The 24,534-nt window shown below is 56.0% G+C and carries 18 protein-coding genes; 14 read left to right on the plus strand and 4 right to left on the minus strand.

The window, feature by feature from the left end:
- The first annotated feature begins 202 nt into the window (after window positions 1–202).
- Both amt and ABJZ52_RS17340 read left to right on the plus strand, forming a co-directional pair.
- Window positions 203–3,403: an ammonium transporter gene (gene amt, locus ABJZ52_RS17335; RefSeq protein WP_348186010.1), complete on the plus strand. Its 3,201-nt coding sequence runs from the start codon at window positions 203–205 to the stop codon at window positions 3,401–3,403.
- Between the two features lie 363 nt (window positions 3,404–3,766).
- Window positions 3,767–4,930, plus strand: coding sequence for a porin (locus tag ABJZ52_RS17340; protein ID WP_348186013.1), 1,164 nt, complete (start codon window positions 3,767–3,769; stop codon window positions 4,928–4,930).
- Window positions 4,931–4,967: 37 nt separating this feature from the next.
- On the opposite strand, the gene mutL is transcribed toward ABJZ52_RS17340, so the two are convergent.
- Window positions 4,968–6,854: a DNA mismatch repair endonuclease MutL gene (mutL, locus tag ABJZ52_RS17345; protein WP_348186015.1), complete on the minus strand. Its 1,887-nt coding sequence runs from the start codon at window positions 6,852–6,854 to the stop codon at window positions 4,968–4,970.
- 111 nt (window positions 6,855–6,965) lie between these two features.
- Between mutL and ABJZ52_RS17350 the strand changes: the two genes are divergently transcribed.
- Window positions 6,966–7,838: a TIGR01459 family HAD-type hydrolase gene (locus ABJZ52_RS17350; protein WP_348186018.1), complete on the plus strand. Its 873-nt coding sequence runs from the start codon at window positions 6,966–6,968 to the stop codon at window positions 7,836–7,838.
- 68 nt (window positions 7,839–7,906) lie between these two features.
- Here ABJZ52_RS17350 and ABJZ52_RS17355 read toward each other — a convergent pair whose 3' ends face one another.
- The gene (locus tag ABJZ52_RS17355; protein WP_348186021.1) at window positions 7,907–8,581 is read right to left on the minus strand and encodes a chemotaxis protein; all 675 of its coding nucleotides are present in this window, start codon (window positions 8,579–8,581) and stop codon (window positions 7,907–7,909) included.
- Window positions 8,582–8,759: 178 nt separating this feature from the next.
- Complete coding sequence (locus ABJZ52_RS17360; RefSeq protein WP_153770836.1) at window positions 8,760–9,143, minus strand: response regulator; 384 nt, start codon at window positions 9,141–9,143, stop codon at window positions 8,760–8,762.
- Window positions 9,144–9,389: 246 nt separating this feature from the next.
- On the opposite strand from ABJZ52_RS17360, the gene ABJZ52_RS17365 reads away from it, so the two are divergent.
- From ABJZ52_RS17365 to ABJZ52_RS17400, 8 genes are all read left to right on the plus strand, one after another.
- Window positions 9,390–9,836, plus strand: a complete 447-nt coding sequence (locus ABJZ52_RS17365) for a MaoC family dehydratase (RefSeq protein ID WP_348186024.1) — start codon at window positions 9,390–9,392, stop codon at window positions 9,834–9,836.
- A gap of 197 nt (window positions 9,837–10,033) precedes the next feature.
- Entirely contained in the window at window positions 10,034–11,029 is a 996-nt protein-coding gene (locus ABJZ52_RS17370) for a bifunctional riboflavin kinase/FAD synthetase (protein ID WP_348186027.1), read from the plus strand.
- Complete coding sequence (locus tag ABJZ52_RS17375; RefSeq protein WP_348186030.1) at window positions 11,029–11,943, plus strand: DMT family transporter; 915 nt, start codon at window positions 11,029–11,031, stop codon at window positions 11,941–11,943. The genes ABJZ52_RS17370 and ABJZ52_RS17375 overlap by 1 nt, the downstream gene beginning before the upstream one ends.
- Before the next feature lie 409 nt (window positions 11,944–12,352).
- Complete coding sequence (ileS, locus tag ABJZ52_RS17380; RefSeq protein ID WP_348186032.1) at window positions 12,353–15,313, plus strand: isoleucine--tRNA ligase; 2,961 nt, start codon at window positions 12,353–12,355, stop codon at window positions 15,311–15,313.
- Between the two features lie 30 nt (window positions 15,314–15,343).
- On the plus strand, window positions 15,344–15,889 hold the full coding sequence (gene lspA, locus ABJZ52_RS17385) for a signal peptidase II (protein ID WP_348186035.1): 546 nt from the start codon (window positions 15,344–15,346) through the stop codon (window positions 15,887–15,889).
- 87 nt (window positions 15,890–15,976) lie between these two features.
- Window positions 15,977–16,669, plus strand: coding sequence for a hypothetical protein (locus tag ABJZ52_RS17390; RefSeq protein ID WP_348186037.1), 693 nt, complete (start codon window positions 15,977–15,979; stop codon window positions 16,667–16,669).
- A gap of 227 nt (window positions 16,670–16,896) precedes the next feature.
- On the plus strand, window positions 16,897–18,342 hold the full coding sequence (locus tag ABJZ52_RS17395; RefSeq protein WP_348186039.1) for a pitrilysin family protein: 1,446 nt from the start codon (window positions 16,897–16,899) through the stop codon (window positions 18,340–18,342).
- Between the two features lie 3 nt (window positions 18,343–18,345).
- Complete coding sequence (locus tag ABJZ52_RS17400; protein WP_348186041.1) at window positions 18,346–19,677, plus strand: pitrilysin family protein; 1,332 nt, start codon at window positions 18,346–18,348, stop codon at window positions 19,675–19,677.
- Window positions 19,678–19,694: 17 nt separating this feature from the next.
- Here the strand turns inward: ABJZ52_RS17400 and ABJZ52_RS17405 are convergent, their stop codons facing one another.
- Window positions 19,695–21,176 (minus strand): EAL domain-containing protein, encoded by a 1,482-nt coding sequence (locus tag ABJZ52_RS17405; RefSeq protein WP_348186043.1) that lies wholly within the window; start codon window positions 21,174–21,176, stop codon window positions 19,695–19,697.
- A gap of 536 nt (window positions 21,177–21,712) precedes the next feature.
- Between ABJZ52_RS17405 and ABJZ52_RS17410 the strand changes: the two genes are divergently transcribed.
- The 3 genes from ABJZ52_RS17410 to groES all read left to right on the plus strand — a co-directional run bounded on the left by ABJZ52_RS17410 (window position 21,713) and on the right by groES (window position 24,485).
- Window positions 21,713–23,191 (plus strand): sigma-54 dependent transcriptional regulator, encoded by a 1,479-nt coding sequence (locus tag ABJZ52_RS17410; protein WP_348186045.1) that lies wholly within the window; start codon window positions 21,713–21,715, stop codon window positions 23,189–23,191.
- 117 nt (window positions 23,192–23,308) lie between these two features.
- Entirely contained in the window at window positions 23,309–23,878 is a 570-nt protein-coding gene (locus tag ABJZ52_RS17415) for a hypothetical protein (RefSeq protein ID WP_348186047.1), read from the plus strand.
- 319 nt (window positions 23,879–24,197) lie between these two features.
- Window positions 24,198–24,485 carry a co-chaperone GroES gene (gene groES / locus ABJZ52_RS17420; RefSeq protein ID WP_348186049.1) on the plus strand — a complete coding sequence of 96 codons (288 nt, stop codon included), beginning with the start codon at window positions 24,198–24,200 and terminating at the stop codon, window positions 24,483–24,485.
- Window positions 24,486–24,534 lie beyond the last annotated feature (49 nt).

Here is a 24,534-nt window from a genome sequence, read left to right on the forward strand (position 1 = left end):
AAACTGCGCTCCGGTTACAGGATGCTATGGTTAAAGCTATATTAAAATACGGCTGAATGCACAATTTGTAATCAATACTCACTTGCACCGATACAACACTCCCGATCCATCGAATACATATCGTATTAAATACCTATGCACATACCCATGATTAACCCTTTGGAGGAAATCCTGACTTCTTGATTAGAGTTGGGAACTCCAAATGAACATGGCGTCTTTGTCCAAGCCTTTGAACGGGCTGCTTGCTCTTGCGCTCGTCCAAACCGCATGCGGTACTGCACGAGCACAAGACGGGAAAGCGACAGCACTCGCAATTCAAGAGTCGTTGCAACAAAGCCTCGACCTGATTTGGGTAATGGTCGCAGCGGCGCTTGTCTTGTTGATGCAGGTTGGCTTCATGCTTCTAGAGGCTGGGCTCGTCCGTTCGAAAAACTCCATCAACGTTGCTCAAAAGAACCTCCTAGACCTCACTTTCTCAGTCCTGATCTTCGCGGCGGTCGGATTCATGTTCGCCTTTGCCCGCAGCAACGGTTTCGTCGTTGGTTGGGACACGAAACTCCTGCTTCTTCAGGACCTCGAACCCTGGATCTATGCCTTTTTCGCGTTTCAGGTGATGTTCTGCGGAACTGCTGCGACCATTGTTTCGGGTGCTGTCGCGGAACGTATGCGGCTTATTGCTTATGTCTGGTGCTCGGTCTTCACTGCAGGCATCATCTACCCGGTTTTCGCCCATTGGGCATGGGGCAATGCGCTTGTTCCAAACGAAACCGCTTTTCTCGCCGAAGGTGGTTTTGTCGATTTTGCGGGATCCACGGTCGTTCACAGCACGGGTGGCTGGATTGGCCTCGCTGCCTGTATCGTCCTTGGCCCAAGACTTGGCCGTTACGACCATGAAGGCCGCTCCATGCGCATTCAGGGTCACAGTTCAGTGCTGGCCACGGCGGGCGCATTTCTACTTTTCGTTGGCTGGATCGGATTTAACGGAGGCTCGACACTCTCGGCTTCGTCAGACGTTGCGTTGATTATCACCAACACGGTCCTTGCAGCAGCGGCCGGCGCGGCCGGTGGCTACTTCCTTGGCTGGCATCAGGACCACCTCATCCTGCCCGAAAAATCGCTATCCGGGCTATTAGGTGGTCTGGTCGCAGTGACTGCGGGCTGTCACATTCTTTCCCCTCTCGGTGCTGCCACGGTTGGTCTTCTTGGCGGGCTCGTCGCGGTTTATGCGAATCTCATCCTCGACAGCAGGTTCAAAATCGACGATCCGGTCGGAGCTATCGGCGTCCATGGATTCGCCGGTATCGTCGGGACCATCGGGCTCGTGTTCCTCGCCCCGGAAACCAGCCTGCCCTTGGGCAATCGCGGTTCTCAGCTGCTCGTTCAGCTCGAAGGCGTCGCGCTGAACTTCATCTGGTGTTTCGGGCTTGGCTTTCTCTTCCTGAAGGCCTTGCGCCGCTTGATCCCACTCAGAGTGATGCCCTCCGATGAAGAAATCGGCATGAATGAAGCCGAACATGGCACTCGGCTCGGCATCGGACATGTTGAGGATGCGCTCGACAAGGTGATCGCTGGCAAGGTGGACCTGAACATGCGCCTCGAGGTGTCTCCAGGAGATGATTCAGAACGGCTTACACGCATGTTCAATGCCCTGATGGACACCATCCAGAATGAAGAGGTCGCGCAAATCAGAGTAGCCGATGCCAAGCGCACTCGAGAAGAATCAGAGCGTCTGTCCGCCCTGACGAACGCAACCTTCGACGCCATTGTCATTTCGGTCGAGGGCCGAATTCTGGACGGCAACGCTGCATTGGAAGACTTGCTTGGCTATCGAATTGACGAACTCAAGATGCGCGGCCTCTATGAGTTTGTGCAGTCCGAGCTCGCAGGCACGCTTGAGAGCCATCTGGTCAAGGCCGAGCTCAGCCCGAGAGAGCTCGAGGTGGTCAATCGCAGCGGCGAAAGCATTCCGGTCGAGATCAGGACCCGCGTTATCTCCTACAGGGGAACACCTACACGTGTGTCGGCGCTCGTTGACTTGCGCCAGCGCAAGAAGGCGGAAGCCCAGATACTGCACCTGGCTCAACACGACCCCTTGACGGACCTGCCGAACCGGGCCGTTTTCAATGCGGAGCTAAATCGCGCTATCGAGCAGTTCCGAAAAAAGGGAAAAACTGCAGCGCTTCTACTGATTGATCTGGACCGCTTCAAGGACATCAACGACCTTCATGGCCATCCGACAGGCGATCAGGTTATCCGGGTCACCGCCCAGCGACTTCGGGACCATAGCCGGAGCCAAGATACAATTGCCCGGCTGGGCGGTGATGAATTCGCACTCATCCAGAGTGATATTCAGTTCGCGAACCAGGCGGCTGACATGGCCCATCGCCTTGTTCAGAGGCTGTCAGAACCGATTGAATGCGGCAACGGTATTCGCCTACGGCCAAGCGCCAGCATCGGGGTTGCAATGGTCGGTCACAGCAGCGATACGACAGACACCGTGGTCTCGAACTCCGATATTGCGCTCTACAATGCGAAAAACATGGGCCGCAATACATATTGCCTGTTTCAAGAAGGCATGGGCGACCTGGTACGCCAACGCCGTGACCTTGAAGAAGATCTCCACTCTGCGATTGAGGAAGGGCAATTCGAACTCTTCTATCAACCGAGGCTCGATCTGAATTCCGGTTCGATAGATTCCTATGAAGCGCTGATCCGCTGGAACCACCCGCGAAAAGGGCTGGTGAGCCCGGCAGACTTCATTCCCGCAGCGGAAGAGTCCGGCCAGATCATACCAATTGGCAAATGGGTTATTCAAACTGCACTCGCGACCGCTGCCGATAAGTTGCCGTCCGCACGCCTGAGCGTAAACGTCAGTCCGGTTCAGTTTCGCGATAATGACTTCGTGGAAGACGTCCGCCGAGCAATCGAAGCATCTGGCATCCCTGCGAGCAGGCTCGAACTTGAGATCACGGAGAATCTGCTTATCGAGGACGACGCTCGGGCGCTCTCTATCCTAACAAGCCTGAAAGCTGTTGGCGTCAAGATCGCTCTGGACGACTTCGGGGTTGGGTATTCTTCTCTCGGCTACCTCAGTCGATTTCCATTCGACACCATCAAGATCGATCGCTCATTCGTCAGCGACGCAGGCCAAAACAGCAATTCACTTGCCATCATTGAAACCGTTATCCGCCTCGGCAACGCCTTGAACATGAGGATCGCAGCAGAAGGGATCGAGGATCTGGACACGCTCAAACTTCTGATCAAAAGTGGCTGCAACGAAATCCAGGGGTTCCTGATAGGCAAACCTCAGCCGGAGAGCGCGCTCGGCGCCGAAATCCCAACTTCTGTTAAAGCCGCGCTCAAGGAAAAGGGGCCACCGGCGATGCTGGAAGACGCTCTTTAAAGAGGCATCGCGCATTGATTGGCGGTTTGGATGAAGTTTCGCCTTGAAACATTTCAGGCCCATAAGATGGAAAATACCAAATACCGGAACTCCACCTCGTCAGGTTTAAAGCCCAATTTGCGAAGTCAGGTAGCCGGTCTGGTAGATCGCTTGCAAAGCGCTTGCGAACCCGCCTCCCGAATAACGTGTACTACGCACGGAATACTCCGCAAATGTTGCGATGTGGTCACAACTTTTCATAATCTGCCCTTCTCAGTGCAATGTGAAGCTCCGCGCCATATCAACTTCTCATCAAATGACGTAGGGTTCTCCTGTTCGGGCGCTCTCGAGTGCCTCGCGCTTCAAGGGTTCAGGAGTATCGCCATGCGTTTCGCACACTTAGCTATCGCGGCATTCGGCACTCTGCCGCTATCGACCGCTTCCTTCGCCGCCGACCTACCAATCGCTCCCGAGCCGATTGACTATGCGCGCGTTTGTGACAGCTATGGCACCCGCTTTTATTACATTCCGGGTACCGAGACATGCCTGCGCGTTGGTGGTCGTCTCCGTGTTGAATATCGTTTTAACAATTTCGGCAGTGCACCGAGCGACTGGTCCAATCGCGGCGACGACGACCTCAACTTCGTCGGCCGCGGTTACCTGTATCTGGACTCGCGCACAAACACGGAATTTGGCCTGCTGCGCACCTACACCAGCATCTATCTTACCAATACAAGCGGCAACGAAAGCTCTTCACTGGAATTTGCATATATCCAGTTTGGCGGTTTCACGTTTGGTCATGCGCAATCGTTCTGGGATTTCTGGACCGGCTATTCCTATGGTGCTCAGCTAACCGACTACTCGGATGTCAAATCCAACGTTCTTGCCTACACTGGTTCATTCGGCAACGGCTTCTCCGCCACAGTTTCGCTGGAAGATGCAACGTCGCGCCAGTCCAATCTTATCTCGGCCGGTGACAATGGCTACGCGGGCACAAAGATGCCGGACGTGGTCGCCAACCTTCGTGTTGATCAGAGCTGGGGCTCTGCACAGTTGATGGGCGCACTGCATCAGGTCCGCTTCGCTGACGCATCCGCAGAAGGCACATTGGGTTGGGTCATCGGCGGCGGTGTCGAGATAAATGTGCCGATCCTGGGTGAAGACGATGCGTTTGCCGTTCAAGTCGCCTACTCGGACGGGGCAAGCGCCTTCCCGCTGGACACTTGGGACGATCGGATCACGGACGCCATCAATGTCGCCGGAAGCACTAAAACCACCAGGACCTGGAACATCTCGGCGGGCTGGAACCATAATTTTTCCAAGACGCTCGAAGCCAACCTGGAAGGTGGGTATCACGTCGCCGATGCCGGCACAGCGGCATATGACTTCAGTCAGTGGGGCATCACCGGCAACGTCGTCTGGAAGCCAGTTCCCGGCTTCGGGATTGGCGGCGAATTGCAGTACCGCAAAGTCAACTACGATACCGCGTCAGGCTTGAGCGACAAGGACGAGATCTACGGCACCCTGCGAGTTCAAAGAACGTTCTGATCGAAAGACGAGGGGCCCCTTCACCGGAGGGGCTCCTTCATTTCCGGCCGAAGAGCTTTTCAATATCGGAGAGCTTGAGCTCGACCCATGTGGGGCGACCATGATTGCACTGTCCCGACAGGGGAGTAGCCTCCATGTCCCTCAAGAGCGCATCCATTTCCTGCGCCCGCATGCGACGTCCAGCGCGGATCGAACCGTGGCAAGCCATGGTCGCAGCGACGTGATCAAGCTTTTCTCGCAATCCCGTTGCCGTATCCCATTCCGCGAGCTCATCCGCCAGGTCTTTGACAAGACTGCGAATATCCATGTCACCAAGCATTGCGGGGGTTTCTCGAACAGCAATTGCGCCTGGCCCGAAGGCCTCTAGACAGAGCCCCACCTCAGTCAGATCATCGGCGCGCTCCGCCAGTCGACCAACGTCTTCTTCTGGTAACTCAATGACTTCTGGAATCAGGAGAATCTGCCGCGCGACCTGCTTCTTTGCGAGCGCCTCTTTCAGGCGCTCATAGACGAGGCGTTCGTGGGCTGCGTGTTGGTCAACAATCACGACCCCGTCTTCGGTCTGTGAAATGATGTAAGTCTCGTGGACCTGCGCCCGCGCTGCACCAAGCGGAAGCGACATCCGCCCTTGGTCAGGCTCCACATCATTTGCCCTCGCATCAGCCGATGGTGTGACAAGGCCTTGCAAGACAGCCGGCATCTCCTCTGACCGCAAAGCGATAAGATCTTCAGCGTCCGCGAAACCCAAGCCAGCAGCATGATGCGCCGCCTTTGGCGCAAAATCTGAGGCTTCCCAGCCGCGAGATGTCCCGGGCAGGACCGCAGACGTCCGATAAATATCACCATGCGGAGATGCAGAAGCAGGAGATGAGAACCCGGAGGCCCGAATGGCATCCATCGCAACAGCGGCATTTGACGTGGATGATCTGTGTCCGGCCTGAACAAGAGCGTGCTTTATCGAACCAACGAGCAGACCTCGGACCAGCTGTCCATCGCGGAAGCGGACATCTGCTTTTGCCGGATGCACGTTCACGTCAACCAGTGCAGGTTCGAGTTCAACGAAAAGTACGACGACCGGATGGCGATCCCGCGCCAGGACATCCGCATAGGCGCCGCGCAAGCCCGACAGAAGCAATTTGTCCTTAACCGGCCTTCCATTGACGAAAAAGAACTGGTGCTGAGCATTGCCACGGTGGTGAGTTGGCAACCCGGCAAACCCGGTCAGGCGCACGCCCTCGCGCGCGGCGTCGATCTCCATGGCGTTGTCGACAAAATCCTGACCGAGAATTTGAGCGATGCGTGCCATGCGCGGATCATCGCCTCGGGCCGCAGGCCAGGACTGGGGCTGGCGATCTGCCCCTGACAGGGAAAAACCAACTGTCGGATAGGCAAGCGCGATCCGTTTGACGATTTCAGTGATTGCGGCCGTCTCGGCACGGTCAGATTTCAAAAATTTCAGTCTCGCGGGCGTCGCAAAGAAAAGGTCTCGGACCTCGACTTGTGTACCCCTTCGTCGGGCTGCCGGAATGACCGGACTTTCAACGCCACCCTCGATGGCAATCTTCCAGGCATGATCTTCGCCCTGGTGGCGGGTCTGAATGCCCAATCGAGCAACGGAACCGATCGAAGGCAAAGCCTCGCCTCTGAAACCGAGCGTACGAATGTCGAACAGATTATCTTCAGTGATCTTGGAGGTGCAATGTCGGCGCACTGCAAGTTCCAGGTCTGCTTGACGCATGCCATGTCCATCATCGGAGACGCGCATCAAGGTCTTTCCCCCGGCAGCTGTCACGATTTCTATTGAGGAAGCGCCCGCGTCGACGGCGTTTTCGACGAGTTCCTTGATGACGCTGGCCGGTCGTTCGATGACTTCACCGGCAGCAATCCGGTTGATGACATCCTCGCCCAATTGCCTGACGTGCATTCAAAGCCCTTTCCACTGTTTCACAGACAGCTTGCTTCCTATATGGTCCCGCGCGACGACCATCGATTCCGTCGCACTCTATCAGATCCCCCAGCTTCCGAGTGACCCATCATGACAGCTTCTGCACCGCTTCTTGTTCCAGGCCTTAGTGCGCTCGCGCCGGCTTATCACGGGATCCTATGTGATGTCTGGGGCGTACTGCACAATGGGGTGAGTGCATTTGAGCAAGCTCATCAGGCACTTACATCGTTTCGACAAGAGGCTGGAGGGACCGTTGTCCTGATCACAAACGCGCCGCGGCCCAATGCCCCGATCCGAGAGCAGCTGGCCGGATTTGGCGTGCCGCTTGAGGCTTATGATGACATTGTGACCTCTGGCGACGTTACGCGTGACCTCCTGCATGCCAATGCTGGCGCAAAGCTGTTGCACATAGGTCCTGAAAGAGACTTGCCGCTTTATGATGATACAGGCGTTGTCCTCGCATCAGAAGAGGATGCGGAGTTGATCAGCTGTACAGGTCTTTTTGACGACGAAAACGAGACGCCCGACGATTACCGTGACCGCCTTTCGATTTTGGCGAAACGTGGATTGACCATGATTTGTGCCAATCCCGATATAGTGGTCGAACGTGGTGACCGTCTCATATGGTGCGCTGGTGCTCTCGCCCGGCTTTATGAAGACCTGGGAGGCACTGTCTCGATCCTCGGTAAACCCCATGCGCCCATTTACAAGGCAGCGGTCGAACGATTGGAAGCAGCACGAGGCGAGACCGTAGCCCCACAAAAGATCCTGGCCGTCGGAGATGGCCTCCCGACTGATATTCGCGGAGCTGTTGCTCAGGATCTGGATGTTCTCTTCATTACCGGCGGCATTCATGCTGCGGACTTCGGTGCAACAGATGATCCCGACGAGCATCTTGTTAGGCGCCGTCTTGCCGAAGAAGGCCTCCGGGCAAGAGCTGCAGTTCCACGCCTGATCTGGTAACCCATTTCAGAAATACAAAAGGCCGCCCAAACGGACGGCCTTCTAAATTTTATGTTTCGATCGTTATCTCAATCGAAGAGCTTGTCGATGTCTGCCTGTGCGTCGCCAAGCATGGCGTCGATGTCATTCTGCGAGACACCCTCGCCATCGTGTTGAGGCCCGTGCAGGATCAGCTCCCGCTGGCGCCGCTCTTCCTCGGTCTCATCGGAAGGGGCTTCCATATCTTCCGGAATACGCAATTTGTCTACAAAGGCACTTACACGCTCATCGATGTAGTTGAGCGTCGAAACCACCTTCGAAATTCGCTGTCCAGTGATATCCTGGAAAGTGCAAGCTTCGAAAATTCCAATCATCTTGCCGCTGACCAGTTCCTGATAAGCTTCAGGATCGCTGGTATCGGCGCACATGATCTCTTCGGCTGCTTCCATGATCGAATTGGTTGCGGTTTCAGTGGCCTCAACAATGGCATCAAGCTCACGCCCGGCACTCGGGATCTTGCTTGAAGTCATGTCATTGGCACGCAACGCTGTGATCTCATCCTTCATTCGGGAGATTTCACGGGCGATCATCGTCAACTCTTCAGTGACGGCAGGCTGCACAGTGGTGAGGAAGTCATGCATCGAACCAGACATGACTTCTGCAAGGTGCATAACGTCATTCAGTGATACATCACCGCCACGGCTTTTGTTTTCTTGAAGGAAATCTATGACTCGCGCCACGTTTTCCTTTGTCATTTCGGCCATTTTTAAGCCTTTCTTGAGAGAAGCGTTATTCTTCGCCCCTGCCCGTCCCTAAGCAGTTCAAGAGAGCGTCGAATGCTACGCTGGCGGTGCCCATGCCCCCCGACACAGTCCCCCAATTATTTTTATTGATAGGCGCAGGCGGCCCCGGTTGTCCGGGCTCCGCCAGTCACAGGGCCGTCTACTCTGAGAAGACCGCTTCGATCTTGCCCTTCAACGTCTGCGCGTTGAACGGCTTCACGATGTAGTTGTTCACGCCGGCCTTTTTGGCTGCGATCACGTTTTCAGTTTTGGATTCAGCAGTTACCATGATGAATGGTGTTTTGCTGAGGCTGCCGTCGGCGCGAACCTGCTTCAGCAGTTCGTAACCGGTCATCGGCTCCATATTCCAATCCGAGATGACCAGCCCGTATTTGCGCTGCTTCATCTTTTCCAGGGCTTCCGTGCCATCGGCTGCGTCGTCTATGTCTTCGAAACCAAGCTGTTTCAGCAAGTTCCGGATAATACGAATCATCGTCTTGTAGTCATCGACCACGAGGACCGGCATCTGAAGATCAAGGGCCATCGTCTACTCCATACTGTCAAGCTGCGCGGCCCTTGGCCTTGGGCCGTGGAAACGCGATATGACTTTAAAGGAGAGAGACACTTAAAGTGTCCTCGCCTCCCCACACCTGATGGACATTAGGGCAAGCCCCTGAAAAGTCCGTTAATGCGCGATATTTTATGCATCCAAAGCACAATTGCTGCGATCTGCGATGTTCCATAGCCTGCAAATCCGAAGGATTCCGGCGGGAAATCGAAATGGACGGCTATGCTTGAATTGCAGAGATTATGCTATGAAGATCTCAAGATCGGCATGACAGAAACACTGATCAAACACGTCAGCTCCTCTGATGTCGTCGGCTTTGCCGAGGTTTCGGGCGATCGAAATCCGATACATCTTTCGGAGCACTTCGCTGCAAAGACCCCATTCAAAACCAGAATCGCGCATGGTCTCTATACAGCCAGTCTTATTTCTGCAGTTTTGGGGACTCGACTGCCTGGCCCCGGCGCCATCTATCTTTCGCAGACGTTGAACTTCAAGGCCCCGGTCAGGATTGGTGATGATGTTCTCGTTGCCGTCACGGTCGAAGAACTGATGGAGCGCGGCAACCGTGCACGACTTTCGTGCATTTGCAGCGTTGAGGACACTGTCGTTCTGGAAGGCGAAGCGCTTGTCAAAGTACCCACGCGCGAAGAGGACCGCCTGGATCGATGACCGTTAAGCGCGTTTCGTGCACGGCAGAACGCCGAAAAGCCTGCTCCCTGCGAGGCTGCTTGACCTTTCGGGGTTAAAACGGCAATTTCGCGCCCTAGGTTCTTGACCCTTTCCAAGAGACAGCGTCTCGCTTGCGTTGCGCTGCTTTTGCGATATCTGCTCTGACCCAGTGCGACCGGAGCTCAAAGGTTTTCTGCATGCCAGGTAACTCCCCTGCCGATTTTTCGGTTGTAACGGATCTCGATGACTTTCCAGCGCATCTGAAAGGTGGCGTCGTCGCAATTGGTAATTTCGACGGCGTCCACCGCGGACACCGGGCTGTTCTGGGTGAAGCGCTTGAACTTGGCAACCGCCTGAATTGCCCAGTTTACGCAATGACCTTCGAACCGCATCCACGAACGGTCTTCAATCCAGATCGTCCGGTTTTTCGCCTGACACCCTTTGATGCGAAATGCGAGGTCTTGAAGGACTGCGAGCTAAACGGCGTCCTCATGTTGCCGTTCACAAGAGAGTTCGCCGGCGTCGAAGCACAAGACTTCGTGCGTGATATCTTGATCGACAGGCTCGCGATCAGCCATGCGGTCACCGGATATGATTTTCATTTCGGTAAAGCGCGCAAAGGCACTCCGGACTTCCTAAGGCAGGCTGGGGATGATCACGGTTTCGGAGTCAGCATTGTCTCACCAGAGAATGACGAAGGGGCAGAGATCATTTCTTCGTCGCGGATCAGGAAGGCCTTGTCGGAGGGAGATATACCTCTTGCCAATGGACTGCTCGGATACCGTTGGTTCTTCGACGCGCATGTACAGCATGGTGACAAGCGCGGCCGGGATCTTGGCTATCCCACAGCCAATTTGAGCCTTGGCGCCGGATGTCCGTTGAAGCGTGGCATCTATGCCGTAAAAGCTCGCGTTGACGAAAAGATGGTTGACGGCGTCGCCAGCTTCGGCCGCAGACCCACCTTTGACAATGGCTCACCTCTCTTTGAGGTGCACCTATTTGATTTCAAGCAGGACATTTATGGAAAGCAGATTAGAGTTCATCTGATCTCCTATTTGCGCGGTGAAGAAAAATTCGACACTGCCGAAGCCTTGATCGAACAAATGGATCAGGACAGCGAAGAAGCCCGTGCAGCGCTCGCCTCCATGCAACCGATTTCTGAGCTCGACCTACAACTCACCCAGGTCACCTGATGGCGAATGCCCCGGACGGACAAACCGATGCGCGCGATAGCTTTCTCGCTGTCACGCTTATGTCTGGCGCGATGCTGATCATTCCGGTGATGGACATAATCGCAAAATATCTGTCGACCAGCTTGCCACCGCTTGAGGTGACATTTGGGCGTTTCTTTTTCCAGTTCGTCATCTGCCTCGTCGCCGCTCTAGTGAGCGGGCAATGGAGAGCTTTGAAGAGCAAGCGTCCCGGCGTCAATTTTCTGCGTGGCCTACTGCTTGCCCTGGCGTCCTTGTTTTTCTTCACTGCCGTCAAATTCATGCCGGTCACCACGGCTATTTCGATCTTCTTTGTCGAGCCGATGATTCTGACGATCTTGGCAGCTCTTGTCCTGAAGGAGAAATTCGGACTACGCCGGGTCGGAGCAATTGTCGTCGGGCTTGTCGGTGCGTTGCTCATCCTGCGCCCGAGTTTTGCCGAAGTCGGGCCTGCTGCCCTTTTACCGCTAGGGACCGCGACCTTCTTTGCATTTTATCTTCTCTTGAATCGACGCTACGCAGGAGCTGACAACCTGCTTGCCATCCAGTTCAGCGCAGGCCTAGCCGGCAGCGCGGTGCTTGGATCAGCGCTTCTGGTCGGAACAGCAATGGGGCGCAGTGAGTTCGCCTTAGTCACACCATCGTTTGATCAACTCGGTCTGCTGGCGAGTATTGGAGCCATTTCTTTCGCAGGACATGGACTTGTCGTCTTGGCATTTCAACGCGGCGAGGCGTCGCTTCTCGCTCCTTTTACCTATCTGGAGATCGTCAGCGCGACACTGTTCGGCTATCTGGTTTTCCGCGACTTCCCGGATGCGATGACCTGGGTCGGCATTAGTCTGATCGTTGGCAGCGGTCTTTATATTGCGCACCGTGAACGCATTCGCAGCCATTAGGAAGCGGTTGTTCCGATCGTCGCCCAGCTGCCTGTTCTCACCCCTTGAAGCATAACTCGCCAGACCCTTTTGAAAATCGACTACTCACGATGGCACCTTAAGCAAGATGCCTTGCCGATCCCTTTATAGAAGTGCGTCGTTCCATTTCGCACGAGCTACAGATCCGGGAATGGCTTTATTCGGACGGCAAGTGCTGCTATGTCCTGCGCCATGATGTTTTGCTTCGCTTTGATACAAGCTCAAATGAACATTCGGCCTCACCGAATTATCGGCCCGGCCTTCGGCTGACGCAAACAGCGGCGCTGAAGGACCGGGAGTTTCCCTATACGCCTGCGGCCCTGAAGGCCGTTTCGAAATTTGCCCGATGACGCGCGCTACTAAGCGCCCATCCGACCGGATCCGTTAAGTGATGACCGAGACCAAGACCCGCGACTATTCCGAAACCCTGAACCTGCCCAAAACCGACTATCCGATGCGCGCTGGCCTGCCGAAGAAAGAGCCAGAAATCATTGCGCGCTGGAAGGATATGGATCTCTATAGGAAGCTTCGTGCGGCCGGCAGCGGTCGAGACAAGTTCATTCTTCACGATGGGCCTCCCTACGCCAACGGAAACATCCATATTGGCCACGCGCTCAACAAGACCCTCAAGGACATTGTCACGCGCTCGATGCAGATGACCGGTTGGGACAGCAACTATGTTCCAGGCTGGGATTGCCACGGTCTGCCAATCGAATGGAAAATCGAAGAACAGTACCGCGCCAAGGGCAAAAACAAGGACGAGGTTCCCGTAAACGAATTCCGTCAGGAATGCCGTGACTTTGCCGCACACTGGATTGAGGTTCAGAAAAAGGAATTCCAACGCCTCGGCATCGAGGGCGACTGGGACAATCCTTACCTGACCATGCGCTTTGAATCGGAAGCGGTCATCGCGCAGGAACTGATGAAGTTCGCAACCTCTGGCCAGCTCTACCGCGGATCCAAGCCGGTCATGTGGTCGGTGGTGGAGAAGACAGCACTTGCGGAAGCCGAGATCGAGTATCACGACTATCAGTCGGACCAGATCTGGGTGAAGTTCCCTGTCGTTGAAGCAGGCAGCATCAATGAAGATGCTGCCGAAAAGCTTCTCGACGCCGCGGTCGTCATCTGGACGACAACCCCCTGGACCATGCCGGGCAACCGCGCGGTCTCGTATTCATCGCGCATCAGCTATGGCCTCTATGAGGTCACCCAGGACGGCCTGCCAGACGACAATTGGGTCCAACACGGCGATACGCTCATTCTGGCAGATGCACTTGCAGGCGATGTTTTCAAGAACGCGCGCATTGAAGACTTCAAGAAGCTGCGCGATGTGACTGCTGATGAGCTGACCGCGCTCACTCTGGCGCACCCCTATCGTGAGTTGGATCTGGGTGGCTACCAGTTCGACGTGCCACTGCTTGACGGCGACCACGTGACCGACGATGCGGGTACCGGCTTCGTACATACGGCACCCGGTCACGGCGTAGACGATTTTGAAATCTGGACGGCCAACGCACGCGATCTGGAAGAGCGTGGCATCGATACGGCGATCCCCTTCACAGTCGCTGATGACGGCTTCTACACCAAGCAGGCGCCTGGCTTTGACGGCAACCAGGTGATCACCCACAAGGGCGAGAAGGGCAAGGCTAACAAGGCGAACATCGAAGCCCTGAAGGAAAGTGGAAACCTCATCGGCCTTGGCCGCCTGAAGCACCAGTATCCGCATTCCTGGCGTTCCAAGAAGCCGATCATCTTCCGCAACACGCCGCAGTGGTTCGTCTACATGGACCGCGACATCAGCGACGAGAAAGACACGCTGCGAGCCCGCGCTCTGAAAGCCATCGACCAGACACGTTTCGTGCCGGATTCCGGTCAGAACCGTCTGCGCTCGATGATCGAGAACCGCCCGGATTGGGTTCTGTCTCGCCAGCGCGCCTGGGGCGTGCCGATCACTGTGTTCATCAACAAGGACACGTCAGAAGTCCTGAAGGATGACGCCGTCAACAAGCGCATCTACGATGCCTTCGCCTCTGAAGGTGCCGATGCCTGGTTCGCGGAAGGCGCGAAAGAGCGTTTCCTTGGCAAGGACTACAGGGCCGACGAATGGGACATGGTGAAGGACATCCTTGATGTCTGGTTTGATTCCGGCTCCACCCATGCCTTCTGCATGGAAAAGCGTGACGATCTGAACCCGAAGCGCAAGGGCGTTGGCGGCGGCGACTACGTTCTTTACCTGGAAGGGTCGGATCAACACCGCGGCTGGTTCCATTCCTCTCTGCTGGAGAGCTGCGGCACTCGTGGTCACGCCCCCTATGACGCAGTTCTGACCCACGGTTTCACCATGGCCGAGGATGGACGCAAGATGTCGAAGTCCCTCGGCAACCAGGTGTTCCCGCAGGACATCATCAAGCAATATGGCGCCGACATCCTGCGCCTGTGGGCAGCGTCCTGCGACTATGCCGAAGACCAGCGCATCGGCCCGGAAATCATCAAGACCAGCGTCGACAGTTACCGCAAATTGCGTAACACCCTGCGCTGGATGCTCGGCTCTCTCGCGCATGCGAGCAACGAAGACGTGACGCTGGCGGACATGCCTGAACTGGAACGCCTGATGCTTCACAGGCTTTCGGAGCTGGATACGCTTGTGCGCGAAGCCTATTGGGCCTTCGACTACAAACGTGTGTTCCATCACCTGTTCACGTTCATGACAGTAGAGTTGTCGGCGTTCTATTTCGACATCCGCAAGGACGCACTTTACTGTGATGCGAAGTCGTCCGTGCGCCGCAAGGCATCCCTCCATGTGATCGACAAGCTGTTCAACTGTCTGGTCACCTGGATGGCTCCGATGCTGCCCTTCACCATGGATGAAACCTGGACCTCCCGCTATGGCGAGGAAACCTCGGTGCACCTTGAGCAGTTCCCGTCCGTCCCCAGCGAGTGGAAGGATGATGCTCTTGCCGCGAAGTGGGCCAAGATCAAGACCGTCCGCCGCGTAATCACCGGAGCGCTCGAGATCGAACGCCGTGAGAAGCGTATCGGTTCGTCGCTGGAAGCCCATCCGGTCGTACATGTGACCGACGCTGATCTGATGGCCGCTCTGGAAGGCCGCGACATGGCGGACATCGCCATCACCAGCCAGATCACCCTCACGGCAGATCCAGCACCCGAAGGCGCCTTCACGCTGAACGACACTCCGGGTGTTGCCGTGGTGCCGGGACTTGCGACAGGCGAGAAATGCGCACGGTCCTGGAAAATTCTTCCGGAAGTCGGTTCTGACGCGGATTATCCGGAGGTCACCTTGCGCGATGCGGATGCCTTGCGCGAATGGGACAAGGACAACGCGGCGGCCTGACGGCCGCTGCCACACTTGAAACGAGAAGTCATGGACCAGCCCACCACGCCTTTGTCATCAGTGCCAAGCAGCTGGGCTGAGAGATGGCTATGGGGACGGTACAGTCGCCTCGTGTTCTGGATCGCTCTGATAGGACTTGTTCTCGACCAGGCATCCAAACTCTGGCTTCTGTACAGCTTCAATCTTGCACAGGCAGGTCCCGTTGCAGTTGTGCCAGTGCTCGACATCGTGCTCGTCTGGAATCGCGGCATTTCCTATGGCCTGTTTCAGCAGGACGGAGATTTTGGACGCTGGATCCTGGCGATTGGAACGGTGGCTGCCACAATCGGATTGTGGATTTGGTCGGTTCGGGCCGAGACGCGCTTTCTGGCGCTCGCTCTCGCTCTCATTGTCGGGGGGGCGATCGGAAACGGCATTGACCGCCTGGCCTATGGCGCTGTGGTCGACTTTGTACACTTCCACGTAGGCACCTTCTCTTGGTACGTGTTCAACCTGGCAGACGTTTGGATCGTTGCCGGGGTCGCCGGTCTCCTGTATGACGGGATAAAGAGCGGTCCAAATAAAGCCGCAAAATAGCGCTTTAAGCGTTGGTCAAGCGACAGGAACATCCTCCAGAGCGCTTTAAAATGGCAAAGACTTAAGGAGTCCGGGGTGCTGCGGGCAATGATTTCAAACATTCGCAAGGTCACCTTGACCGTCGTCGCAGGCGCTGCTCTTGCAGCATGCCAGGCAGCAGACGGGACAACCCAGGCGCCCGACACGGCTCTTGTAGCCGGTTTGATGTCCGGCCTCGGTGCGGTCGACCCGAACGCAAAACCGATTGAATACAAACCGCGTGCACCACTTGCCATGCCGGCCAATTCAACTGCTCTTCCGGAACCTGAAACCCAAGTCGCTGGCAGCAAATCCGATGCATGGCCCAAGAATGCCGGCAACAAAGACCTGGCCGAAGTGAAGGCGATTTACGCCAGCGCAGACGGACGGCACCCAGATGTTCTCACGCCTGAACAGATGCGCGGCATAAACATCAGTTCCAATACGCAACGTAATATTGTCGCCGAGACACGCGACGAGGATCTGATCTCTGGGGATCGTATGACGAGTACAGAGATGCGTGCGCAGAACACGTCAGCGAACGATTTGACCAAAGAGGCCAACGCTGCAACACGCAATAGCCTGCCGACCCGCAGATACCTGACGGATCCCCCTTCGGCCTATTCTGTCCCATCAGCTGATGCGCCGATGCCGAATATTGTTGAGACAAAGACAGAAGCCGTCAAAGACGAATATGACAGTTCGCCGCTCGACATGCGGTGTCTCGAGGAAAGTGGCGGTGCTTGCCGCCGAGGCGGGTAACATTTCGGCGCTCAGTTCGGCGTGACCATTTTAAATCGCCCCGCGTCGGTCGTGGGGCGATTTTTTTATGTGATGGGTCACGCAAGGTGCAAGCCCGCGAGAAAATGACCGATCTTTAATGAGCCTTCGGCGACCTCCGCTCCTATAACAATCAAAGTACCTTTCGTCCGGCATGCATGAACGCAGCCACGAAAAGATACACGACACCCCTTTTCGCGGAGGCCATCTTGCGCACCCACCCCAGATCATTCCGCCGCAGCCAGGCTGCTGCCCTGACGTTGGCGGCCACTCTTTTGAGCCTGCCATTTCCCGTGCTAGCAACGGAGCCTCAAGAGAGCCCCGCCCTGGAGCTTCCTTCCGACCTTCAGATTGCGCCTGATCTCAGCCACTTTACGCTCGATAATGGCCTCGAAGTGGTTGTCATTCCAGATCATCGGGCACCCGTCGTCACCCATATGCTCTGGTACAAGGTTGGCTCTGCGGACGAACCGGAGGGGCAATCGGGCGTCGCTCATTTCCTCGAACATCTGATGTTCAAAGGCACCAAGAACCATCCCAAAGGCGCTTTCTCAACCATGGTCGCCGAGAATGGCGGACAGGAAAACGCATTCACAAGCAACGACTACACCGCCTATTTCCAACGCGTGGCGAAAGAGCACCTTCCCTTGATGATGGAAATGGAAGCCGATCGCATGGAGAATCTGGTGTTGACCGAAGAGGTGGTTGCACCGGAACGCGACGTGGTTCTTGAGGAACGCCGGATGCGCGTGGACAGTGACCCGGGCTCCAAGCTTCGCGAGGCGCTTACAGCAATCACCTTCGTCAACCACCCGTATGGGTCGCCGGTCATCGGCTGGCAAAGCGAAATAGAAGCGTTGAACAAGGATTCTGCGATAGCTTTCTACAATCGCTTTTACACGCCGAACAATGCTGTGCTCGTTATCGCCGGTGATGTTGACGCAGAAAACGTCAAAAAACTTGCGGAGCAAACCTACGGAAAAGTTGCCCGCCGCGCTGAACCCGGCGCCAGGATACGCCCGGCCGAACCGCCACTCGCAGGCGAACGCCGCATTTCCGTCTCTGACCCCCGTGTCCGGCAAGAAACAGTCTCCATGACCTGGATTGTTCCCAGCCAGACAACCGGTCACGGACACGAGGCGGAAGCGCTTGACGTGCTGGCATATGTTCTTGGCGGTGGCGCTACCAGCCGATTGCACAAGGAAGCCGTTCTCGAGCGCAAACTCGCTATCAACGCAGGCAGCTACTATCAGGGCGGTGCTTTGGATGACGGTCGTTTTGGCTTCTACGGTGCTCCGCGAGAAGGGCATACGCTAGACGAGATCGAAGCCATCATTCACCTAGAGCTCAAGAAGGTCATCTCCGACGGTATTACGGAGGAAGAACTCGCCCGGGCCAAACGCAGCATGATCGCCAGTGCAATCTATGCCCAGGACAGCCAGCAAAGCCTGGCCAGAATCTTCGGCAGCGCACTGGCAACCGGGCAGACGATCGCGGATGTCCAGACCTGGCCCGCTCAGCTTGGCGCGGTTACGCCCGAGGATGTCCAGGAAGTCGCACGCAAGTACCTTTCCGGGAAGCCCGTTGTCGGTCGATTGTTGACACCTGCGGAAGACACAGCCCTTTCCGACACAACCAAACCAGAGAAGTCGTGATCCATGCTGCATATTGCACAAAAACACCTTCGTCATGCGATCTCAGCCTGTGCGGTTGCGCTTGGGTCGCTGGGCATGACCCTGTCGACGGCTCATGCTGTCGACATCCAGCGCGTTGTCAGTCCGAAGGGTATTGAGGCCTGGCTCGTTGAAGACAACACGGTTCCGATCATCTCAGTCAATTTTTCGTTCAAAGGCGGTGCTACTCAAGATCCCGAAGGCAAGGAAGGTCTGACACGTCTCCTCGCCTCGACATTGGATGAAGGTGCAGGTGATCTTTCGTCTGAAATGTTCCAGGCCCGAATGGAAGATCTAGCAGTCGGCATCAGCTTCAACACTGGCAAAGACTACTTTTACGGCAGCCTCCGAACCTTGACCCCCGCACGCGACGAGGCGTTCGACCTGCTCCAGCAGGCAGTTAATGCTCCTCGATTTGACGAGGTTGCGGTAGATCGCATGAAGGCCCAATTGGCTGTCGGCATTCGGCGGGCAACGCGTGACCCTGACTCAATCGCATCCCGAAACCTGTTGACGGCGATGCTGGGAAAGCACCCTTACGCCACCCCGACAAGTGGTACAGAAGAGAGCTTGGGAAATCTGACCAGGGCCAACCTAATCTCTCAGCAAAAGAGGATCTTCTCACGTGATGCGCTTCGCATCGGTGTAGTCGGCGACATCAGTGCAGAGACGCTTGCCCCACTGCTTGATCTCGTATTTTCAGAACTTCCCGGCACCAGCGATATCAGCCCCGTCCCTGCAATGGAAGTTCGAGCCGGTGAACGGGTCGATCACGCGATGCCTGTTCCCCAGACCAAACTTGTCTTTGCGCTGCCCGGTCTCAAGCGGGATGACCCCGACTACCAGGCCGCGTTTGTCATGAACCATATTTTGGGTGGTGGGACTTTCACCTCCTGGCTCTATGAGGAAGTTCGCGAGAAGCGCGGACTCAGCTACAGCACAGGCACATCCTTGTCTCCTTATGATGCAGGAGGACTTCTCATTGGCTCTGCGGCGACAAGAGCCGACCGAGCGGAAGAGACATTGGCGGTGATCATGGAGCAGTTTGAGCGCATGGCAACCGAAGGTCCGACAGAAGCTGAGCTTGAGAGTGCAAAGCGCTTCCTGACCGGCTCCTATCCATTGCGGTTTGACGCATCTTCAAAGATCGCCAGGCAGCTCGTCGCCCTGCAGAACGCAGACCTGGGCATCGACTATTTCGATAGGCGCAATGCAGAGATCGAAGCTGTCTCACTTGAGGACGTTCGCCGCGTCGCAAAACGATTTCTTTCTGGAAAAGTACCGACGGTCTCAACCGTTGGCCCTGCATCGAATTAGGACCCGAGAGGAAAAAGTCAGCCTGCGGCGCGCTTACGTGCCGTGGGGGCTGGCGTTCCCTGAAGGACTTCAGCGCGCACGGGCCGGGGCGGCGAGAAGAGATTGCCCTGCGCAATATGGACATCGTAGTCGAGCAGTTCGAGAACTTGTGATTCCGTCTCGACGTGATCGGTGATCAGCTCGATGCCGTAACGGTGGAGCAGGTCTCCAAAATCTGACGGATGGATATGACCGTGATCCGCAGAGCGGCGCCCAATCAGGTAGTCTGCATTCAGCTTGGCAAACTTGAAGCCCTTTTGCGCGAGCGCTTTAAAATCCATCTTCATGTCAACGATGCGGTCAATCGAGAAGCTGAAGCCGATTTCAGACAGCGCGCTGAGGCTTTCCATTTCCATCACGCCCATTTCAGCAACATCGCTCTGGCTAAACTCGAAAATCAGAACATCCGACAGGGTGCGGTTCGCATTTACGAACTCGAGAAATCCAGGAAAGAATGTCTCATCGACGAGCGAGAGCGATGATATGTTGCAAAAGAGCGCAGCATTGCGGTTGCGCGAGGTCAAGCGGCGAATGACCTGCACCGATCGAAACAGCAACAGGTTATCGATCCGGGCAATCTGGCCAGACCGAACGGCTTCCGGCAAGAAGGCCGAAGCCTCCACAAGCTCTCCACGCGAGTCGCGAAGACGCGTAAAGGCTTCATAGTATTTCACCTGGCGTTGAGGCAGGGTCACGATCGGCTGCAAATGCAGCTCAACGCGGTTCGAGTTCAGCGCAGACGTAATCAACTCGCGCATGAGCGGATCCGAGCTGGCACTCGCCGACACCGGCACCTCGGGCTCGGACGCAGATGGCGCCGCAGCATCTGTAGCAGTAAAGACACCAGCAGGTGCGTCCGATGCAGCCCCCATGCTGGCGTTCAAATTTTCCTGTCCAGATGCGCTGGCTGGCTCGGAAAAAGTCGACTGACTCGCCTCATGACCTGAATTGCCAGAGCTCGGGGCTGCCACATATTGCTCGGCCTGATAAGAGACCTGCTGCGGCGGAGCTACCGTCTCACGTTGAGGCTGAGGATAAGGCTGGCTCTGGAACGGCGGAGTATTCGGGTAGTGCGGAAGCTCGGCATGCGCCGGTGCCGGTGGCAGGGCCTTCTGATCCTCGACCCGCGTCTCGAGGTCGGACATTGCTTCCGCCATCTGCTTGACCAACGTTCCAAGAACTTCCACCTCAGCAAAGAGAGGGTCAATTTCTTCTCGCGTTCGATGAGGAATTGTATGTTCAACGCCGGTCAAACGGCCTTCCAGATTACCAACATCCTCGTCCAGCTCAGCCATACGATCCTCAAGCCGATCGACAGCATCACTGACAGCGCCACGATCTCTGGCCCGGCTCACCAGCAGGTGAAACAGGATCATTGTGCACATCAACGCAAGCCCAAGGGACACAGCTTCGCCGAAAGGCCGCCCGAACTGGAAAATCAGCACGGCGGCGACGGACATTGCAATAATGCCCATACAGATGGCTATGAAAAAGGTGGCGGTGCGCCCCATGATCACCAAAGGCTCTCAACTCGAATCAGAAACTTGACGTTAATCATGCCTTAAGATTTGGCGGCGACCGAATCCAATGCCGTATGCATTTGCGGATAAAAGGGGTTGTCCCCTGATATGGCGCTCAAATGCTCCAAAACTCGCCTCATCTCGCCTTCTTGTCTCGACCGACAAAGACCTTGGCGTTGATCGACAATAGCCATACTGCCGTCGCGTCTGCAGACAAGTGATAGGTCATATGACGTCCACAGACGTTACAAATTTTAAAGACACGGCCTCTCGAAACTCAACTCTCAAGTGACCTGCAGCACCTCAGCTTCTTACGATACGACCAGCCATTCCGGGCCAGGTCACACTGGTCTGAATGCAATTTCGGAGCAACGACAACGCTTTGTTTACCCTGTTCGTAGAATTATCGTTATGCCGGTTGAGAACATCGACTGACCCGAATCAACCCAGCCAATAGAGACGGGGGACGCCCAGCAATGGGGAGTAAAGAGGGCCTGACAGGGCCTGTGATGGTACGTGTTCTGGATTGCTCTCCTGCCGACGCAGCGAGAACAGCAGCCGTGAGTGCGAAGCTCGCAGTCGAGTGCGAAGATCCGTCTCTGTACAGTGTAACCGAACACTGTCTGGAAGATCTGACCCGGGATAATACCGACGTGCTTGTCCTGGACCTGGAGACCATTGGCGGCGAAAGCGCGCTGGAACCCTTTGCGGTCCGGTGTCCATCAACAGTCATTATCGCTGTCTCTGCACAGGGATCAGTCTCCCGCGCAGTCAATGCCATGCGCTCCGGCGCACACGACTTTCTCACCAAACCGTTTTCCCTCGATGCCCTGGCTTCGAAAATCTCGTTTCAGCTGGATCAGAGAAAGCCAAACCTCAGCACCCGGGTAGAGCAAACGCACGGCGCAAAGCCTGCGTCTCCAGAGGCAAGTGAAGAGCTGACGCCATCTGCCGCAAAAAAAGCGGGTGCGCTTGATCAACTGATCGGAAAATCGCTTCCGATGCAGGCGGTCTACGACCAGATCGCCCGTATGGCGCCGTCCCAGGCGCCAGTATTCATCACGGGAGAGTCCGGCACGGGCAAAGAGCTCTGCGCCAACGCGCTTCACAAATTGTCGGACCGCAACAAGGAGCGGATCGTCACGATCAACTGTGCGGCCATTCCACGTGACCTTATCGAAAGTGAGATCTTCGGATATGTTCGCGGCGCCTTTACCGGTGCGACGGAAAACCGGACCGGCGCAGCGGAACAGGCCGACGGCGGCACCCTTTTTCTCGACGAGATCGGAGAAATGGACCTGATGCTGCAAAGCAAGTTACTCCGCTTTCTGCAGACTGGCACGTTTCAACGCCTCGGCGACACCAAGAGCGTCAAAGTCGACGCCCGGATCATCTGTGCGACCAATAGAAATCCGCTCGCAGAAGTTTCTGCAGGACGTTTTAGAGAAGACCTTTACTACCGCCTGCACGTGCTTCCGATCCTGCTGCCGCCCCTGCGGGAACGGCGCGATGACATCATGGATCTGGCACAGATCTTCCTGCAGCGTTTTTCCTCGGAAGAACGCCGCGGTTTCAAGGGCTTTGATGCTGACGCCGAAGTCAGCCTGCTGGCCTACAACTGGCCAGGAAATGTACGCCAGCTTGAAAACACCATCCGCCAGATCGTTGTGATGAACGAAGGCCAGTCCGTCACGATCGACATGCTGCCCATGTTGATCCGGGATCCATCTGGCCGGACGACGTCGGTGATTGATCTGTCGCGTGAGCGCGCAAAAAGCCAGCCGACGATACGCCCATTCGGAACCATAGAACCACTGTGGGCCCAGGAACGGCGGATCATCGAAGACACGCTTGTTGCTTTTGACGGCAACATCGCGATGGCCGCTGCGGCTCTGGAAATCAGTCCCTCGACGATCTACCGCAAAAAGCAAAGCTGGCTTGAACGTAGTTGTTAACCAGCACAGCGTTTACCGCACCGCACTCAATTCCTTGTGCCTCGATGAAAGTCAGTCTATATCAGCTTAAAACAAGTTGAAAAACAACGTGATCGGGCATACGCAGGGGTTAATTCGATGATGTCAGGTAAATTCGCACGTTCAGCTTTCGCAGCTGCTGCTTTTTCATTGGCGGCGGCGGTGGCGACTGGGTCTCTTGCCCAGACTACTTCGCCATCATTCCCCACGCCCACTGAAGCAATGACAAGCTCACTGGCAGCCCTGGATGCGTCCTGGGATGCAAGTGAACTGGCCTTTACCTCAGCGACTTTCGCGACTTCCAACGCGTCCGGCTACGGTCAATACACTGCGCGGGACAGCAATCGTTTCTCACCGGCCGAAACGATGACCGTTTATGCAGAGCCTGTTGGATATGGTTTTGCCGAAACGGCCGTGGGCTACCGCCATGATATCGATGTCAGTTTCAGGCTCCTAAACACAACTGGTCAAGTTCTAGCTGAGCAGGATGGCTTTGCCCGCTTTGCCGGGGAAACACCCAACCGCAAGCGTGAACTACCGACAAGCCTGAGCTTTCAGTTCGAAGGCCTTCCAGCTGGCGATTACGTGTTGGAAGCGCTTTACACCGACAAGATTTCGGACAAGGCCGGAACCATTGCCCTCCCCTTTACCATGACTGCCGCACAATAAAACCAGCTCTCACCCGCAAGGTCGCGGTTCATCGCTTAACTGACTTGATGACCGGACCGCGGCCAGAAAAACGTCGCCAGCATCACACGGGCCGCCGGTCCGCAGAGCGGCGAGTTTGATCCAAGGCAGAGTCAAATTCCTGTTTCCCGGGATTGACAAAATCCGGGCCAAATCCTACATCACTGGCGCTGCTGGCACTCGCCCTTTGGGAGTGCTAACAGCCGCGTAGGAACATTCCACGCGATCTTTCGAACCAAAGTTATCATGCCCGCACGCTGCCTTTCGGTTGGGGGCGTGCCACATGAGAGGAAAGAGCCAAATGACATTTCGTCCGCTGCACGACCGTGTCGTTGTTCGCCGTGTAGAGTCTGAAGAGAAGACCGCCGGCGGCATCATCATTCCGGATACCGCACAGGAAAAGCCTCAGGAAGGCGAGATCGTTGCTGTTGGCGCAGGCGCCCGCAAGGATAGCGGTGAACTGATCCCGCTGGACGTCAAGGCTGGCGACCGCGTTCTGTTCGGCAAATGGTCCGGCACCGAGGTCAAGATCAACGGTGAAGACCTGCTGATCATGAAGGAATCCGACATCATGGGTGTGATCGCCTAAGGCGAGCCTCCTGATCCATTCAGTTTCCACCAGATACAGAGTGAGACGA

It is taken from the genome of Roseibium sp. (genome assembly GCF_039982295.1).
Lineage (GTDB): Bacteria > Pseudomonadota > Alphaproteobacteria > Rhizobiales > Stappiaceae > Roseibium.